Origin of the sequence: Paraglaciecola mesophila (assembly GCF_009906955.1) — a bacterium.
GTDB lineage: Bacteria > Pseudomonadota > Gammaproteobacteria > Enterobacterales > Alteromonadaceae > Paraglaciecola > Paraglaciecola mesophila_A.
This window is the reverse complement of the sequence record NZ_CP047656.1, coordinates 1,443,386-1,460,412: the sequence shown is the minus strand read 5'-3', so window position 1 is coordinate 1,460,412 and position 17,027 is coordinate 1,443,386. Positions and strand designations below refer to the sequence as shown.

Below are 17,027 nucleotides of genomic sequence, written 5' to 3'. Positions count from 1 at the left end.
ATGAGTTCTCAAGATACAGTGCATCAGCCACAAATTAAAATTCCTGCAACTTATATGCGCGGGGGCACCAGTAAAGGAGTGTTCTTTGCGTTAAATGACTTACCTGAGTCGGCGCAAAAGCCCGGCTCTGCGAGGGACAACCTATTGCTACGGGTGATTGGTAGCCCTGACCCTTACGGTAAACAAACCGATGGTATGGGCGGGGCGACTTCAAGCACCAGCAAAACGGTGATCTTATCTAAAAGCGATAAAGACGACCATGATGTGAATTATCTCTTCGGCCAAGTGGCGATAGATAAAGCCTTTGTGGACTGGAGCGGTAACTGCGGTAACTTAACGGCGGCGGTGGGCTCTTTTGCCATTAGTAACGGGCTCGTTAAAGGGAGCCGTATTCCCCACAACGGCATAGCTGAAGTGCGTATTTGGCAACAAAATATTCAAAAAACCATTATTGCTCACGTACCGATCACAGACGGTGAAGTGCAAGAAACCGGTGATTTTGAATTAGACGGGGTGACGTTCCCTGCTGCTGAGGTACTCATCGAATTTATGCATCCAGCGGATGAGGGGGATGCGACGTCTCAAGGGCCAAGCGGCATGTTCCCCACAGGGAACATTGTAGATACCTTGGACTCACCAGAGCTTGCCGCCATTGGCCTGTCAAACTTACCCGCGACCTTAATCAATGCTGGAATACCGACTATTTTTGTCAACGCACAGGATATCGGCTACACAGGTACAGAGTTGCAAGATGTGATTAATGGCGATCCTGCGGCATTAACGAAATTTGAAACTATTCGTGCCCAAGGTGCGGTGCAAATGGGCTTAATCAGTGACATCAGTCAGGCAGCCTCTCGTCAACATACGCCCAAGGTAGCGTTTGTTGCGCCGCCAACACCTTATGTGTCATCCAGTGGCAAGGCCATTGAAGTTGATGATATCGACGTATTGGTAAGGGCTATGTCAATGGGCAAACTGCACCATGCCATGATGGGCACAGCTGCCGTGGCCATTGGTACAGCGGCTGCTATACCCGGCACACTGGTGAACCTAGCCGCTGGTGGCGGCGAACGAAATGAAGTGCGTTTTGGTCATCCGTCAGGCACGTTAAAAGTGGGCGCGGCCGCAGAGCAAGTTGATGGTCAATGGTCTGTGATTAAAGCGTCTATGAGTCGCAGTGCTCGTGTACTGATGGAAGGCTGGGTACGTATTCCTCAAGACAGTTTTTAGCTATTAATTATGGGCTGTGCTTATAGAGGCCAACCTTATTGCCGCACTTTTGATGGCATTTATTTACTGCTCCATTAACTCACGTTATTGGTAAGCGACTTTGGCCTTTGCTAAGGTCGCTTTTTTATTTCTGTTGCGTACTTGGTGCATTGGCACCTTTTTACCTTATTTGAGCGAGTAACCAAGGATAATAAGCACGGATGATCACTCCCCACACTTCCGCTTTTTGGCGCGCAACCCTCGCGCTGTGTTTAGGCTCGTTTATGGTGTTCACCAATTTATACGTGACCCAGCCTTTACTGCCTATGATAGCGGAGCAGTTTGGCGTTTCCGCACTGCAATCAAGCGCCAGCTTTACCATTACCACGTTTACGCTTGGGGTGTCGTTACTATTTTACGGCCCATTGTCTGATGCGGTTGGTCGCAAGGGCATTATGCTGTTCACTATGTGCGGCATAACGGCGACCACCATTATTCTGGCCTTTGCCAGTGATTATCAGAGTTTGCTGTTTTTACGTGCTGTACAGGGCTTTTTTCTAGCGGGCTTGCCTGCAATAGCGGTAGCTTACATGAGTGATGAGTTTAATGCTGACGCACTGATGATAGCCGTGGGCATTTATATCAGTGGTAACTCATTGGGCGGCATTGGTGGACGTTTACTGGGCGGTTTTCTAGGGGAAAATTTTGGTCTAGCGGGCACGTTCGAATTTATGGCCTTGTTAAGCTTGGTATTAACCATGGCATTTTTTTGGTTGTTGCCACCATCGGCGCATTTTGCGCCTAAGCCATTACGTTTGAAGCCTATGTTGGTACAAATGGGGGCGCATTTGGCCAATAAACGCTTGTTGTTGAGTTACTTGATTGGTGGATTGAGCTTCTTTATTTTTGTTAATCAGTACAGCTTTATTACCTTTGTGCTAAAAGACGCGCCTTATCAGTTATCTGCGCAGTTCATTGGGTTGTTGTTTCTAACCTATTTGTCGGGTACCTATGCATCTGCTATCTCAGGCAAGTTAGGCAAACGCTTTTCGCAACCGGTTTGTATGATGGCTGGCACGTTGATTATCATGCTGGGTACGGCCGTCACCTTAATTCCTTCGTTGCACACCATCATTTTAGGTTTACTGATCAACGCATTTGGTTTCTTTTTGACGCACTCCACAGCAAGCAGTTGGGTGAGCTTGAACGCGCAGGGGGGCAAGGCGAGCGCGTCCTCACTCTATTTAACTTTCTATTATATCGGTGCCAGCACAGGGGGGATTTACCTCAACGTGTTTTGGCAAAAAGGGTATTGGCCTAGCGTAGTGTTAGGGTCTTGGTTGATGCTATTGGTCATTTTATGTTTAGGCTATTGGCTGAAAAAAATTGGGCATTCGGTCAAAAGTAAGACATCATAGCGGAGTAAAAAACGCACTAAATGGAATTTTGTCGCTACAAAGCGTGCGTCATGTAACGCTAGCGAGCAGTATTGGAGTGATTCAAATGTACATGGATGTACCAAGCGAAACGTCGATCAACCTTAAAAAACTGAGAATAACCCTGAGCATGGGGGGCTTGTTGATACTGAGTTTTATCGGTATCGATTTATTATTGCTGCCCGAAGTGCTTCATCAAGCGTATTATATTTCCCGGCTAGGAATACAATTTCCTTTTTTATTAACCCTTTATCTGCTGACTTTTTTGTCAAATTACCATTCGCTTCACAAGCATGTTTTATGGCTTGGTGTGCTGGGCATAACCTATGGAAATTTTTGGTTACTCGTTCAGTGCTGGACCCAGGCTGAATTAGTGTTCGCCTGGGAAGGCACATTATTGTATGGACTTTTTGGCATGTTCATTCTTCGCATAAACTTTATATATTCACTAATGTACGCCGTGCTCAGTCTTGTAGGATTTGCTTGGATAATCATTCACTATCCGATTTATGGTGAAATAGGTTCGATAAAATTTGGCTTTATGTTGTGTGGCTTTGCCGTGAGTTTAGTCGGAGTGAAGCAGATAGAGAGCGGCTTTATGCGTTTTCAGCAACTGAATAATCAGCTGTTATATTTAAATCAGATCGACCCGCTTACCCAGCTATATAATAGAGGCGCAATGGAGCAGAATTTCGAACGCATGCTGTCTATTGCTGCACGAACGAATACCAGAATAAGTGTTTTTATTGTCGATCTTGACAACTTTAAGGACTTCAATGACGGATATGGTCATTTACGCGGAGATGACGTTATTCAATTGCAGGCACAGATCCTGCGCCAAATTTTTAATCGAGAAACGGACATGGTTGCGCGCTTTGGTGGCGAAGAGTTCGTGGTGATCTCCCTTGGCAACACCAATGAAGAGGCTAAGGCTCAGGCGGCACGCGTATTAGCAGCTTGGCAGCATAAAAATGTCGCCCATGGTAAAGGCAGTGGGCAGCGTATTGTAAGCTGTTCTATTGGGTTTATTAACACTGAGGTCGATAAAAGCACTGAGAAAAAGCGCTTGTTTGAATTGGCTGACAGTGCCTTGTATGAAGCGAAAAACCGCGGCAGGGCGCGTTACGTCAGTGCGACCAGCTGCGAGCTTGCCCCAGCTTAGTAAATGAGCTGTCTGCACTGATACTAAGTGCCGGCATGCTTTTCGTGCCTAATTTACTTCCTAGGGGGACACACCCTGAAATACACAGATCCTGAAATAATTACTGCCTAATAAGAATATTGGTTTTCATCAGGCATCATTAATTTATTTACGAACACTGGGCAGGCCCTGTGGTTAGAGGCTTCAATGCTTAATTCACTAAAAGCACAAGCGTTGGAATAGCGCTTGCTTACTCCGTGGCAGATGAACTGCTTATGATTTGATAATTGTTTTTGTTACAGGTTGTCGATTACCTCATAGGTTTTCGTCGCACTTTATCAAGGTTATGAGCAGACACGTTACCAGACAAGAGGAGCGAAACATTGTCAAATTCCCAGTCACATTCCCAACATGCAGATAATTCAAACAAAGCCCAGCCTTCAGAACAGGCGTTGCTAAAGCCACTGGCGCTAGGGCATTTACCCCTTTCTAATCGTGTATTTATGGCTCCTTTGACCCGCTCACGCTCAACCGCGGGTGACAACTTACAAACGCCATTGCATGCACTTTACTATGCCCAACGCTCTACAGCGGGACTGATTGTATCTGAAGCGACTCAAATTAGTCCTCAAGGTCAGGGGTATGCATGGACTCCGGGTATCTTCAGTGACGAGCAGGTAGCACACTGGAAGGTGGTGACGGATGCGGTACATAATGCCGGAGGGCGCATTTTCTGCCAATTATGGCATGTAGGCGCGATTTCTCATCAGGTATTTCAACCTAACGACGCTTGTCCTTTGTCATCGAGTGATTTTCAACCTGAAGGTGAAGCCTTTGTCGGTGATTTACTTCCTGATGGACCAACGGTGCCGCACCCTAAAGCGCGAGCGATGACATTAGAAGACATTGACAACGTAAAACGTGATTATCGCCATGCGGCAAAATGCGCAAAAGAAGCTGGGTTTGATGGTGTTGAATTGCACGCAGCGAACGGTTATTTGCTAGACCAATTTATACGCTCATCGGTCAATAAACGTGACGACCAATACGGCGGCTCTGTCGAAAATAGGTTGCGTTTACTGCAAGAGGTACTCGATGTTATTGCTCAAGAAATTCCACGCAAGAATATAGGTGTACGCTTGTCACCAACGGGTGGGCCAGGCGGTAGCTATGATGAAAACCCTCACGAAACATACGTGGCGGCGGCCAAAGCGGTGTCAGAGAAAGACGTTGCGTATATACACGTGGTACGCCCAAACGATCACACGGGAGATGGCTCTGGTCTCGAGGAAGGCAATCAGTTACTTAAAGACATGCGTGCAGCCTTTAGTGGGGTGTTTATTGCTAATGGCGAATTTAGCCCGCAAGAGGCTAATAAGTGGATTGCAAACAACGACGCTGATGCTGTGGCATTTGGCCGTATGTTTTTAGCCAACCCTGATTTACCCGCTCGTATAGCCCACGAAGGTCCTTACAACAAGCCAAACGAAGAGACATTTTATGGCGGCGGCAGCCAGGGGTATGTTGACTATCAATCACTTACTTACCTCAAACCCGCTTTGTAACGTCTTATCCCTTTTCTTACTGAAGGTGCTCGTTTAGCTAATAAACACGGCACCTTTATATTCTCTGCGTGTAGTGCAGGTAATTGATTAACGGATTGCTCTTGCAAGCAAGCTTTAAAAAACGTTAAACCGAATCAAACGCTACGCCAAATCAACAGCTAGTTCTTGTAAAGATATAGCCTAATAAGGAACGAAATCATGACAACTATTTCAGCGTACGCAGCAAAATCAGACGATGGCCATATGGAGCCCCACGACATCAAACGCCGAGCGCCTGGTGCCCAGGATGTACAAATCGATATTCAATATTGCGGAGTGTGTCACAGTGATTTACACGCCGTTAAAAACGATTGGGGAAACTCCCAATATCCGCTTGTACCTGGCCATGAAATCATCGGCGAAGTGAGTGCAGTGGGCAGCGATGTTAAGAACGTTAAAGTTGGTGATACTGTCGGTGTGGGCTGCATGGTGGATTCATGTCAATCCTGCGCAGCATGCGAAGAGCACCTTGAACAACACTGTTTAAACGGTGCCACTATGACTTATAACAGCAAAGTAAAAGATGCAGCCGAAAACGAAGAGAGTATCACCCAGGGCGGTTATTCAAAGCGCATTGTAGTAGATGAAAAATTCGTACTTAACGTACCGAAAAACTTAGATAAAGCCGCTACTGCTCCACTGTTATGTGCTGGCATTACGACGTACTCACCGCTACATCAGTTCGGGGTTAAAAAGGGCATGACAGTAGGTGTCATTGGTTTGGGCGGTCTTGGTCATATGGGGATTAAATTCGCTTCTGCCATGGGAGCGCATGTGGTGATGATTACTACCTCAGAAGAAAAAGCCGAAGACGCAAAAAGGCTTGGAGCAGATGACGTATTAGTGACCAAAGACAAAGATCAAATGAAAAAGTGGCGCGGAAAGTTTGATTTTTTACTCAACACCATACCTGTAGGGCATGACGTTAACCCTTATCTTACCCTGCTAAAATACAACAGTACCATGTGTTTTGTTGGCGCCATTGAACCTCTGGACGCGGTGAACGGTGCTTACATGATAGGTGGGCGAAAGGCTTTGGCTGGTTCGTTCATCGGCGGTATTAAAGAAACCCAAGAAATGCTCGATTTCTGTGGTGAGCATAATGTGGTTGCTGACATTGAAAAAATCGACATTCAAGACATCAATGACGCGTTCGAACGCATGAAAAATAATGATGTACGTTACCGCTTTGTAATTGATATGCAGAGTTTGTAGCACCGCCAACGTTTCAATAATATCCACGAAATTAAATTTTTGCTAAGTGGTTAATTACTTAATGAAATTGGTATAAGCCCAAGCAGTGATCGCTTGGGCTTTTTTATTGGGTAATTTTTTGTGCCTTTTGGCGGTGCAAATCGACTAAAATGGTGCTCATACTAAAAAACTTCTTCGAAACTGCGCCAACTAAAGCCCCCTCATTGGCCTCCATCCGACTGTAACTATCTGATATTTAGTTAAATTAAAAGTTTTACAAAGAAAAAGAACTAAGCGGTATGTTTCTCGCAACGCAAATTTAACAAATTAGAAAACAAATAAGTTAATGAACTCATAAAGTGAATTAGTGCATTTTTTACCGTTTTTGAACTATTTTTAAGTTGATGAATAAGTCCCCATGAATCAAGGAAAAACGTGTTACGCCACTAGCTGGTCTCTACTTACAGGTTTGATTGAACTGCTAACATTGAGCCACTTCGTAATGGATAGTTGAATGAGCCAAGGTTATCGACATACAGTCGGCAGTACTACATATCATTTCAGCAGTTTGGCTCAGCTGATGGCCAAAGCCACACCTGAGCGTTCCGGGGATAAACTTGCAGGGGTCATTGCTCACACTGCACAAGAGCGCGTTGTTGCTCAAATGACGCTGGCTGAACTGCCTCTTAAAACCTTTTTGAATAACGCGCTAATTCCTTATGAAGATGATGAAATCACGCGCTTAATCCTAGATGAACACGATCAAAAGGCGTTTGCTCCTATTGCCCATTTGACGGTTGGTGATTTTCGAAACTGGTTATTGAGCGATCACGCAACCAGTGAGGTGTTAGCCGTTATCCGACAAGGTATTACCCCTGAAATGGCGGCTGCCGTGTGTAAAATCATGCGCAATCAAGACCTTATTTTAGTGGCCAAAAAATGCCAAATCAGTAGCGCGTTTCGCAGCACAATCGGCCTGCCTGAAAGGTTGTCAACACGTTTACAACCTAATCACCCCACAGACGACATGAACGGTATTGCGGCCAGCATGTTAGATGGTCTGCTATACGGAAATGGTGATGCGGTGATTGGGATTAACCCAGCAACCGATAACGTCAAACAAGCCATTAATTTATTGCATTTAATGGATGAGGTGATTCAGCAATATCAAATTCCTACTCAAAGCTGCGTATTAACTCATGTGACGAACACTTTGGAGTGCATCGAAGCGGGGGCGCCGGTGGATTTGGTGTTTCAATCCATAGGGGGCACTCAGGCCACTAATGATAGCTTTGGCTTTAATTTAGCAACGTTGGCTGAAGCACAAGCTGCGGCGCTGAGTCTGAATAGAGGCACAGTTGGTCATAACCTGATGTACTTTGAAACCGGCCAGGGGAGTGCATTATCTGCCAACGCTCATCACGGAGTCGATCAACAAACGTGTGAAGCGAGGGCCTATGGGGTAGCGCGTAAGTTTAACCCTTTGCTCGTTAATACGGTGGTGGGTTTTATTGGCCCTGAATATTTATATGACGGCAAACAAATCACTCGGGCAGGGCTTGAAGATCATTTTTGCGGAAAATTGCTTGGTCTGCCGATGGGTTGTGACGTGTGTTACACCAATCATGCTGAAGCGGACCAAAACGATATGGACAACCTGCTGACATTACTCGGGGTGGCAGGTTGTTCATTTATTATGGGGATCCCGGGCTCTGACGACATTATGTTGAATTATCAAACAACCTCATTTCACGATGCCTTGTATTTACGCCGCGTATTGGGTGTGCGGCCAGCACCGGAGTTTGAGATCTGGTTAGACAAAATGAATATCATGAAAAATAACGGACAGCATGTGTTATCCGGCAATGTTCCCGGTCCATTTGCCCGTTCGTTACATGCATTAGGGGGCAATTAACATGAAAAAACAGCTCGATAGCCAAACTATCAGTAAGCGCACTGGCGAGCGCCTCGGGCACATAAAAAACGGTAGTGTAGTGGACAACCCATGGCAAACGTTACGACGTTACACAGATGCACGCATTGGTCTCGGGCGGGCGGGTATCAGTTTGCCAACATCAGCCATGCTAGGTTTTCAGCTTTCCCATGCTAAAGCGCGCGATGCGGTGAAACTCAGATTAGACACTGAATTGCTGAGTCAGCAGTTACAGCAGCAACTGGGGGAATTTACCGTCGATTTTCCTCATTCGCCTATAGTGCTGCATAGCCAAGCCTTTGACCGAACAAGCTTTTTACAACGCCCTGACTTAGGACGAAAGTTAAACGGTGCGTCTAGAAACAGCTTGCTCAACTTTATGACGCAGCAAGAGGGCGATAGCGAACCTGAATATGATTTGGCTATTGTGGTCGCTGATGGGCTTTCGTCGTTAGCGGTTCAGCACAATGCTGTGCCGTTTTTGAAGCAGTTCATAGCGCGTATACATAACGAAAAACGACCTGCGAGATTGGCGCCATTAACCATCATCGAGCAAGGCCGGGTTGCCATCGGTGACGAAGTGGGAGAGTCTTTAAACGCAAAAGCGGTACTGCTGTTAATTGGTGAGCGTCCGGGATTGAGTTCGCCAGATAGCTTAGGCGTGTATTTTACATGGGACCCAAAAGTAGGTGTAAATGATTCGCAGCGTAACTGTATTTCGAATATACGCCCCGCGGGATTGGGTTTTGATGATGCTGCTCAAAGAGCTATGTATTTATTAACCCAAGCAAGGCGTATAAAGCGCTCGGGTATACAACTTAAAGATCATTCTGATTACACCTCACGTGACGTTCTTACGCAAGGAGGGTTGCCTAAACGAAGTTTTCTGACGAAGCCGAGCTAGCGCGATCTTGTAGCAAAATGAGTGAAATGTAAAAGAGAAAATGGATAGGGCATAGCAGCCTCCAAGCGCACTTTTACTAAGTGAGCCCCATTGTAGATGAACGAAAAACGGGCCGTTTAAGAGTACGACCCGATAGATTTAAAGAGCGACAAGCCAATCTTAGCGCTTTATGTTTTTTATGCGTGAGCGCGTAATTAAGACGCGACAGGCTTTATAGCACGAGAAGGCACAAAGCGTGCTAAGCCAAATAATCCAATGAACAACATCCAAAAAACACCTGCACCCTGACGTTCATATTCTTCTTCGTATGCCTCGCAGTTATCAATTGAGCCACCTGGAATAGGCACTAATTTAACCGCTACAACGTGCGTACTAAAAGATTGAGCGTCGTATTCGTCTAGTTCTATTTCGCCAGTGATGTCTTTGTTGACACTGGACACAGTAGCAGTGGCAATGATTTCGCCATTCTCATTGATGCCATTAGCTTGGGCAATGGTATACGGACTATTGCACTCGATTAAATCATTCAAGCTTGAGAAAATATCGTTGCGATAATCGTAAACAAAGCCTTCTACACGGCGAACCCCTGAACTGGTTTCTTCAAATTCGGTAAAGCCCACCACCATGTTGTCGTCGTTTATGGCAGTGGGAACAGTAGATGCACTGTCAAAAAAATCATCTGGGTAATCGATTATGCCCGAGTCGTAGTCATACACGAAAAACTTATTAGGCGTAGAGCCCAATATACTTTTGGTGGCATAACCTACGACTAAATCGTTGTTGTTGATGTCCGTGGCATAGCTGGCGAAGATATCATATTCTTCGTCATTGTCTTCGCTAATGGTGTAAGCATTGTCGTTATCATAGATGACGGCTGCCGAGGTCAGCGTGTCGGTATTTTGGTAATAGGCAGGTGACGTGCCCACGGCAATACCTAAATCATTGATTGCCACCGCTGTGCTGCTGTAAATCGTGGTGTCATCATCGTCTGGTTCAATAAGCATGGGCAAGGTGTAGGTATTCGCTACGTTACCATCGTCCAATTGCCAGATAACGCCTCTTTGTTGAAACACGGTATCTAAACTGGCAAACGTACTGATGCTAAGGCTGCGCAAGCACGAGGCCTCGGGTATATCACCTCGTACACTTTCATCAGCGCAATCGTCAATGCTGTCCTGCAACGTCGTTGATACAAGTTCCGTGGTGCCAATACCCACGACTTGGTTCAATTCGTTTATGTCGTAGGCTTCACTGTAGCCACCTATGGTGTCCTCCGGTGGGGGCAGTTCTACGACATCGTCTTCTATTTGAGCAAATGCACGAGCATAGAAATCGTTCAGTACATACGTAATGTCTTCGATATCTTCCGTGACATACTCAAGTTTATAAAAACCGTCGTAACTCACCCCTACCGAGTAGCCAAAGTCATTTATGCCACGCACTGTGGTGGTAGCGCTGTTACGGTAGTCATCGGTATCATTATCAATGGTGTCAAAACCATGCAGTAATATACTGGTATCTTCCGAGGCGACATAGCTATTTAAACTGGCAATTTGCTGAAAAAACTGACTTTCAGCATTAGAAGTAATATAGCTGTACAAAAATTCGTAGTCAGCGGTGTTGAAGTCGCCAGAGCGTGCATTTTCTAAGTTTGTGAGCCCAGAGATCAGAGTAGCCGAGTCGAAGTTGAGCAGAGAAACATCAATCACAGGATTAAATTGAGAGGAAAGGTTAACTGTAATTTCACCAATACTGTTGATGGCAGTTGGGTAAGAGTCTACACCTAATTCGGCTACAGGTAGCTCAACGACTTGATACTGAGCGCCAAATGCAGCAGGAATTGATAAAAAAGCGCTGGATAAAAGTGCTGCTATTCGTGTTTGTTTCATAGTTGTTTTCATGGCTTTTTTCATTGGTTGTTGCGGTGCATGTGTCATAACGACCTCTGCTCAAAACTAAATGTCTGGCTCTGTTAGCGTTATCGTTTTATCAGGCTTGTACACTTGCTTTCCTGAGATTTAGGCACAGCGGTTTTAACTGTGATAAAGCACGGAGCGTTTCACAACGAATGAAATAGATATCGGCTAATGTGAGTCTTGGGTTGCCTAAGGCAAGTGAATCTGCGTCAAAGTAGAGCGAGCCGTACCTTGACGCCACAGTGTTAAACCTAGTTAGTTAACTTGGTTTTGATTCACTAAGGTCATGCTGAACCCAGTAGATGCGCTGTCATCAGGAGCAAAAATCAAGAACTGCTCAACGCTGTCTTCGTCTAACGTCAGCTGAAAGCTGTCCATGATAATATCGCTGCCTTCAATAGTAGCGATGGCATACACGTCATAGGTGTTATTGATAAGCGTGATTGAGCTGTTACTTTCTTGCAGTACAGATAAGGTATTGTCAGCGGTTGAAATCACTTCATCATTTTCAACAAAGTAGAATTTAACGCGGCTGAAATCATCTGAGTCGCTTAAGTTGACCACCTTGATACCGTGGCTATAAATACTTGAGCTGCTGCTCTTAGTGATAGTCAATGATTTGATGATTGACTCGTAGTTATCAACAATGCCGTCTTCGTTTTCATCAATTACATCATCTTCATCATCATCGACAGGGTCGGTTTTTGAGTATAAGAAAACGATGTTGTCAGCGTTTTCCTGCAGACTCAATAACGCGTCATGGATAAAGAGTTCATCGTTGCTAGCGTTTAATATATCGAACGAATAATCACCATTGGCAGTGGTTACCGTTTCGCTAAACTGACCGTAACTAAGGTCATCAACCATCAAATCGCTGTCGTCATCTAGGTCAACGCTCAAATCAACTACGCCGGTGTAGTCAGGTATATATTGGTTTGTAGCAATACCGTTGTAAAATCCGAATGAGGCTTCAGAATCGACATCGTTTAACTCTGTCACGCTGTTCACCCCTATGCTGTCGATGGTGAATGGCGAGCTACCAACACCTACGTTGTCACGAAGTACCACAACATATTGGCTTACGACTGAGTAAGAAATATCTTCTGAGGTAAAGATAGGCTCGCTGCCACCGGGCTCAGTGATGTAAAAAATATACTGATCTTGCTCGATTTTAATATTGTCGGTCAGGCTATTTAGCTCAACACTCGACACAAACTCTGCTTCATTGAACGTTTCGTTATCTTCAGAGATATACACGTCAACGGTTGAATAGTCAGTATTGAGGTTTAGAAAGCGAACGTTAAACAAGTCATCGTCATCATCATCATCGTCATCTACCACTGGAATGTCGAACGTCAGTACATTAGGTGAACGAATATCGTCTGTGAGTGCGACAAACGTAATGACCTCGTTTCGGATTTGATGTTGCTCTTGGTAAATCACCTCAAGATCGCTGCGTTCGCTGCTATCTTCGTCTTGCCATCCTAGCTCTACCCAGTAGGTATCATTGTCTAGCGCATTGTTAGATGTCACATTGCCAAAGGTAACGGCACCGTAGGTGATTTCAACTTCATCGTCGTCATCTTCATCTAGGTCTTCGTCAACGGTGAGATACACAGCCGGTGCATTATATGAGGCGTTGTAAAAGCGGATATATCCGGTGTTGTCATCGTCACTTGAACCACAGCCAGTAAGGGACAATATCGCTAAGCCCAAATACAGGGCGGGGGAGCGAATTATCGACGACGTCGTGTTGCTTAACTTCATTGTATCTCCAGATTTATTTTCTTGAGTGAATAGCGGACATAATTCACCCAAGGCTGTTGTTTATTTGCCATTGTGACGTAAGGATAAAACGTTAAGTTCATCGCCTATGAGGGGCTTTACGTAATCTTTACCTTTCTTGGCAATCACTGACATTTCTATACAAACAAAGACAAAAAAATGCGGAAAATTTGAACGAAACAGACAGTTTTAGCAGGTAAGGTAAACATTGCCCCTCGATGAAACATGTTTGTTTTGCGCTAAGGTATTGCAGATAGATTAGGTGCAGATCTTATAAAAATGAGCGGCTCGGACGAGCCGCCAAATAGCGAAGTTACTTCTTTTCGCCTTCAGGTTTGACCAAAATAATGCGATTAGTCGCGCTTTGGTGGATGAGCAAGTTACCGTCTCGAGTTGGGCGCATATGACGCACTATGCCTGCGTAGATTTGCTTGTTTCCTGCTCCTGTGGGTATTGGCCAACTCTGGAATGCTTCAGTTTTACGATCGAAACGCACTAAAGCGTCTGGGCGCATGCCCGACTCGTTATACCAAACAGCATCGCCTATCACAGCAATCGCGTAAGGATGAGAGTTCGCCCCGCTGGGGGAGGGCCATTCTTTCACTTCACCTGTTTGTGGGTTAAAACGCCCTAAGCGGCCTTGGCCTGAGTTGACGTACCAAATCATGCCGTCGTCTGCGATATCTAAGCGTCTAACTGTGGTGTTTTTGTTAGGAAGTGGGTACTCACGTAGTGTCATAGAGTTTGGTTCGACTTTGACCAAACAGTTACTGCCATTACACGCCACCCAAGGCGTACCATTTTTATCGATTTTAATGCCATACGGTCGAGCGTCTTCTGTCGGCATTGTGACTAATTTTATCTCTTCTGTTTGCGGGTTAAGTCGGCCAATCATATTGCTGTGCTGTAAGGTGAACCACAGTATTCCCTTGCTATCAAATATGGCAGTGTGTGGGTCTTTCGCATTGGGGGCGGGCATTTTGTACTCGGTGATTTTACCTGTCTCAGGATTGAGCATACCTACCGTGCCGTTTTTATTGCCTGTATACCAAATATTACCTTGGCTATCGTGAGTCACTGAATGAGGCTTCGCCCCTGCAGGCAAGGAATACTCGCGCATTTCACCTGTTTGTGGATCAATTCTGCCGATAATATTGCCCCACTGACCAGCCCACCAAATACGCCCATCAGGGGCTTCTATTGGATCTCGAGCGCGTTGCCCAAGCGTAGGAACTACCCATTCTTTAAAGTTCACCCTGATATCACCTTGGGGCAGTTGCGGGCTGCGCCGCGTTGATGGAGGGAAGTGCTCGGCTAAATAGGCGGTGATTTTTTCGCGGTTCGGATTGCCATCTAAATTGACCATGGTGGCAATTAAAGCCTGCCAGTCCGGTTGACTATAACCTAGGCTAGATGAAATGCGATTACTTGCATGGCAGGTATTACAATGAGCTTCAACCAGCTGTTTTTCCTCACTTTCTGGAAGTGGTTGTGCGAATAAAACCGTGGAGCTAAGGCAGGTTGCCGCCAAATGTAATGCAGAGCTTGCTATGTGTTTCATGCTTCCTCCCAAACGAAAAATACACAACCACGTAGCGCTTCTAAGCTGTTTATCAGTTGCCATCAAGTGGTTATTTATTGAACTTTTTATAGCCTACCTTATTTGGTCGGCATTAAAAATATCTCTCTTACACAGTTTCGTTCGTCAGCTTCAATGGCGAACAGTACTGCGTCTGCAACATCGACAGGGGATAACTTATCTGGCTTTGCTTCATCAAAAAACGGTGTGTTGACCATACCAGGTGCAATCGTCGTGCAGCGCCCGCCCCACTCTTGCATTTCTTCTACTAGGTTTTGACCAAACCCATAGGCAAACCATTTGGTGGCGCCATACACAGAGCCTTTTATAGGGCGCCGCCCGGCAGCTGAACTGGTAATAATAAACTGACCAACGGATTCACGTAAGTGGGGCAAGGTTACTTTAGCGGTGTAAAGCAGCGCGTTGATGTTTATTTGGATCATTTTATCCCATTGTTCAGGTTCACCTTTCTCAACACCCGCGCTGGAAACTCCCATGCCTGCATTGGCAAACGCAACATCTAAGCGGCCGAATTTTTTAAGTCCTACTTGCACAACTTGTGTCAGTTCATTCATTTGGGTCGCGTCTGCTTGGACTGCAACAGCGTGCTCTTCCCCCAAATAGTCCACTAATTCGTCTAACTTTTCTTTTCTTCTGGCCGTTAATATTACTTTGTGACCGTTCTGAACTAGGATCTTCGCGGTCATTGCCCCAATGCCGCTAGAAGCACCGGTAATGAGTACGACTTTTTCTTTCGCCATAATACTTTCTCCTCGTGATGTGGAATTGATGATCAGGTCATTAACTACTCGCTTATACTAGAGCTGATGCTTATTTGGTTAAATTCAACTAGCTAATTTCGTCATTCTGATAAACGGGACCAATAGGTGGCAAGCAATCAATACGCTCTATACAGTAATTCACGTAATTGGATTAGTTTACCTAATGCGATTGAGTAAAAAATGTGCGTTGTTAATCAGTGGTATTGTCACTAGAATCCGCGAAAATTTAGTCAGAGCCGTGAATTCAAGGTATTTGACTCAATACCATTTACATTATTTTATTAAATATCAAAAGGAGGGCGCTAAGTGAACACTGCAGAGTTTATTCAAATTCGAAAATTTATCGTGAAACTGGGCATTATGTTGCACAAGTACGGTACACCTGCATTTCGCTTAGAAGCTTATTTAACCGAGCTCGCGACCTATTTAGGTGTGCGCGCGTCCTTTATTGCAACACCGACAGCGTTAACGTTTGTTATTTGGAGTGACAGACGTGAAGACGAATACAACCATTCTGTCCGTGTGCAACCAGGCGACTATGACATGAATGCGCTTTCGCGAACGGATGAACTGGCGACGCGCTTGCTCGCTGGCGAAGTTGGGTTAGAAGAAGCTGATCATCAACTTGATGTAATTAATAAAATGCCAAGTCCCTACGGCAAAATACTGACAGGTTTAGGGTTTTGTGGTGCCACAGGTGCATTTGCCATGTTGATGGGGGCCAGTTGGCAGGAAATATTGTGGACATCACTCATTGGCTTAGTCGTGTACTTTTTGGTGTTATGGTCGCAAATTTCTCGCCGAGTAACCCTAATGTTAGAGCCCGCAGCTTCTTTGGTGGCAGGCCTTATTGCTTGTGCCATCAGTTTTTACTTTGATCACGGGATCAATATTCCGCTGGTGGTACTTTCATCGGTAATTATTCTTGTGCCAGGCTTAGCCCTAACCATGGGCTTAGCCGAGTTATCGACGCGCAATTTGGTCTCCGGAACCGCTCGCATCATGGATGCAGTCATGCAACTATTCAAACTCTACTTTGGTGCGTTTTTGGGGATCAGCATTGGCTTTGGTTTATTTGGCCCGAATGAATCTCAAGTGGCGCAATCTTTACCTGAATGGTCACGCTGGTTTGCTATTTTAATGTTGTGCTTGGCCTTGGTGGTGATTTTCAGAACACGATTTAAGCACATCCCTTGGGCGCTACTGTCGGGCTTTATTGCTTATGGCGCGACAGTATGGAGTGCAAGTTATATTGATCAAGGCTTGAGTACCTTCGTTGGCGCTTTTGCCCTTGGTATTTACGCTAATTTATTCACTCGAATTGCCCATGCTCCCGCGTCATTAGTGAGTATGCAGGGGTTGATTGTGTTGGTACCAGGCTCAAAAACCTACATTGGTTTGAACTCTTTTGTATCTGGCCAAGATTTTGTGCAGGCCGAGCATATAGGGCAAGAAACCTTTTTGATATTTATGTCGCTGATCGCAGGGCTTATTTTCGCCAATGTTGTTATGCCCACAAAAAAGGCGCTTTAGCAATAGTCTAA

12 protein-coding genes are annotated in these 17,027 nt (G+C 45.3%); 8 read left to right on the top strand and 4 right to left on the bottom strand.

Annotated elements, in window-relative coordinates; translation table 11 throughout:
- The 7 genes from prpF (at nucleotide 1) to eutC (ending at nucleotide 9,421) form a co-directional block, all read left to right on the top strand.
- A complete protein-coding gene (gene prpF, locus FX988_RS06270) occupies nucleotides 1-1,230 on the top strand; it encodes a 2-methylaconitate cis-trans isomerase PrpF (protein WP_160178833.1) in 1,230 nt (409 codons plus the stop codon).
- A 200-nt stretch (nucleotides 1,231-1,430) separates the two neighbouring features.
- Nucleotides 1,431-2,627 (top strand): MFS transporter, encoded by a 1,197-nt coding sequence (locus FX988_RS06265; RefSeq protein ID WP_160178832.1) that lies wholly within the window; start codon nucleotides 1,431-1,433, stop codon nucleotides 2,625-2,627.
- 85 nt (nucleotides 2,628-2,712) lie between these two features.
- The gene (locus FX988_RS06260; protein WP_160178831.1) at nucleotides 2,713-3,807 is read left to right on the top strand and encodes a GGDEF domain-containing protein; all 1,095 of its coding nucleotides are present in this window, start codon (nucleotides 2,713-2,715) and stop codon (nucleotides 3,805-3,807) included.
- A 362-nt stretch (nucleotides 3,808-4,169) separates the two neighbouring features.
- Nucleotides 4,170-5,351 (top strand): alkene reductase, encoded by a 1,182-nt coding sequence (locus tag FX988_RS06255; RefSeq protein ID WP_160178830.1) that lies wholly within the window; start codon nucleotides 4,170-4,172, stop codon nucleotides 5,349-5,351.
- A gap of 198 nt (nucleotides 5,352-5,549) precedes the next feature.
- On the top strand, nucleotides 5,550-6,605 hold the full coding sequence (locus tag FX988_RS06250) for an NAD(P)-dependent alcohol dehydrogenase (RefSeq protein ID WP_160178829.1): 1,056 nt from the start codon (nucleotides 5,550-5,552) through the stop codon (nucleotides 6,603-6,605).
- A gap of 493 nt (nucleotides 6,606-7,098) precedes the next feature.
- Nucleotides 7,099-8,499, top strand: coding sequence for an ethanolamine ammonia-lyase subunit EutB (locus FX988_RS06245; RefSeq protein ID WP_160178828.1), 1,401 nt, complete (start codon nucleotides 7,099-7,101; stop codon nucleotides 8,497-8,499).
- 1 nt (nucleotide 8,500) lies between these two features.
- Nucleotides 8,501-9,421 (top strand): ethanolamine ammonia-lyase subunit EutC, encoded by a 921-nt coding sequence (gene eutC, locus FX988_RS06240; protein ID WP_160178827.1) that lies wholly within the window; start codon nucleotides 8,501-8,503, stop codon nucleotides 9,419-9,421.
- A 194-nt stretch (nucleotides 9,422-9,615) separates the two neighbouring features.
- Here the strand turns inward: eutC and FX988_RS06235 are convergent, their stop codons facing one another.
- The 4 genes from FX988_RS06235 to FX988_RS06220 form a co-directional block, all read right to left on the bottom strand.
- Nucleotides 9,616-11,322 (bottom strand): DUF3466 family protein, encoded by a 1,707-nt coding sequence (locus FX988_RS06235; RefSeq protein ID WP_254700735.1) that lies wholly within the window; start codon nucleotides 11,320-11,322, stop codon nucleotides 9,616-9,618.
- A 270-nt stretch (nucleotides 11,323-11,592) separates the two neighbouring features.
- Nucleotides 11,593-13,104: a hypothetical protein gene (locus FX988_RS06230; RefSeq protein WP_160178826.1), complete on the bottom strand. Its 1,512-nt coding sequence runs from the start codon at nucleotides 13,102-13,104 to the stop codon at nucleotides 11,593-11,595.
- Nucleotides 13,105-13,435: 331 nt separating this feature from the next.
- Nucleotides 13,436-14,683, bottom strand: coding sequence for a cytochrome C (locus FX988_RS06225; RefSeq protein ID WP_254700734.1), 1,248 nt, complete (start codon nucleotides 14,681-14,683; stop codon nucleotides 13,436-13,438).
- Between the two features lie 98 nt (nucleotides 14,684-14,781).
- Nucleotides 14,782-15,462, bottom strand: coding sequence for an SDR family oxidoreductase (locus tag FX988_RS06220; protein ID WP_160178825.1), 681 nt, complete (start codon nucleotides 15,460-15,462; stop codon nucleotides 14,782-14,784).
- A gap of 327 nt (nucleotides 15,463-15,789) precedes the next feature.
- On the opposite strand from FX988_RS06220, the gene FX988_RS06215 reads away from it, so the two are divergent.
- On the top strand, nucleotides 15,790-17,016 hold the full coding sequence (locus FX988_RS06215; protein ID WP_160178824.1) for a threonine/serine ThrE exporter family protein: 1,227 nt from the start codon (nucleotides 15,790-15,792) through the stop codon (nucleotides 17,014-17,016).
- Nucleotides 17,017-17,027: the final 11 nt, after the last annotated feature.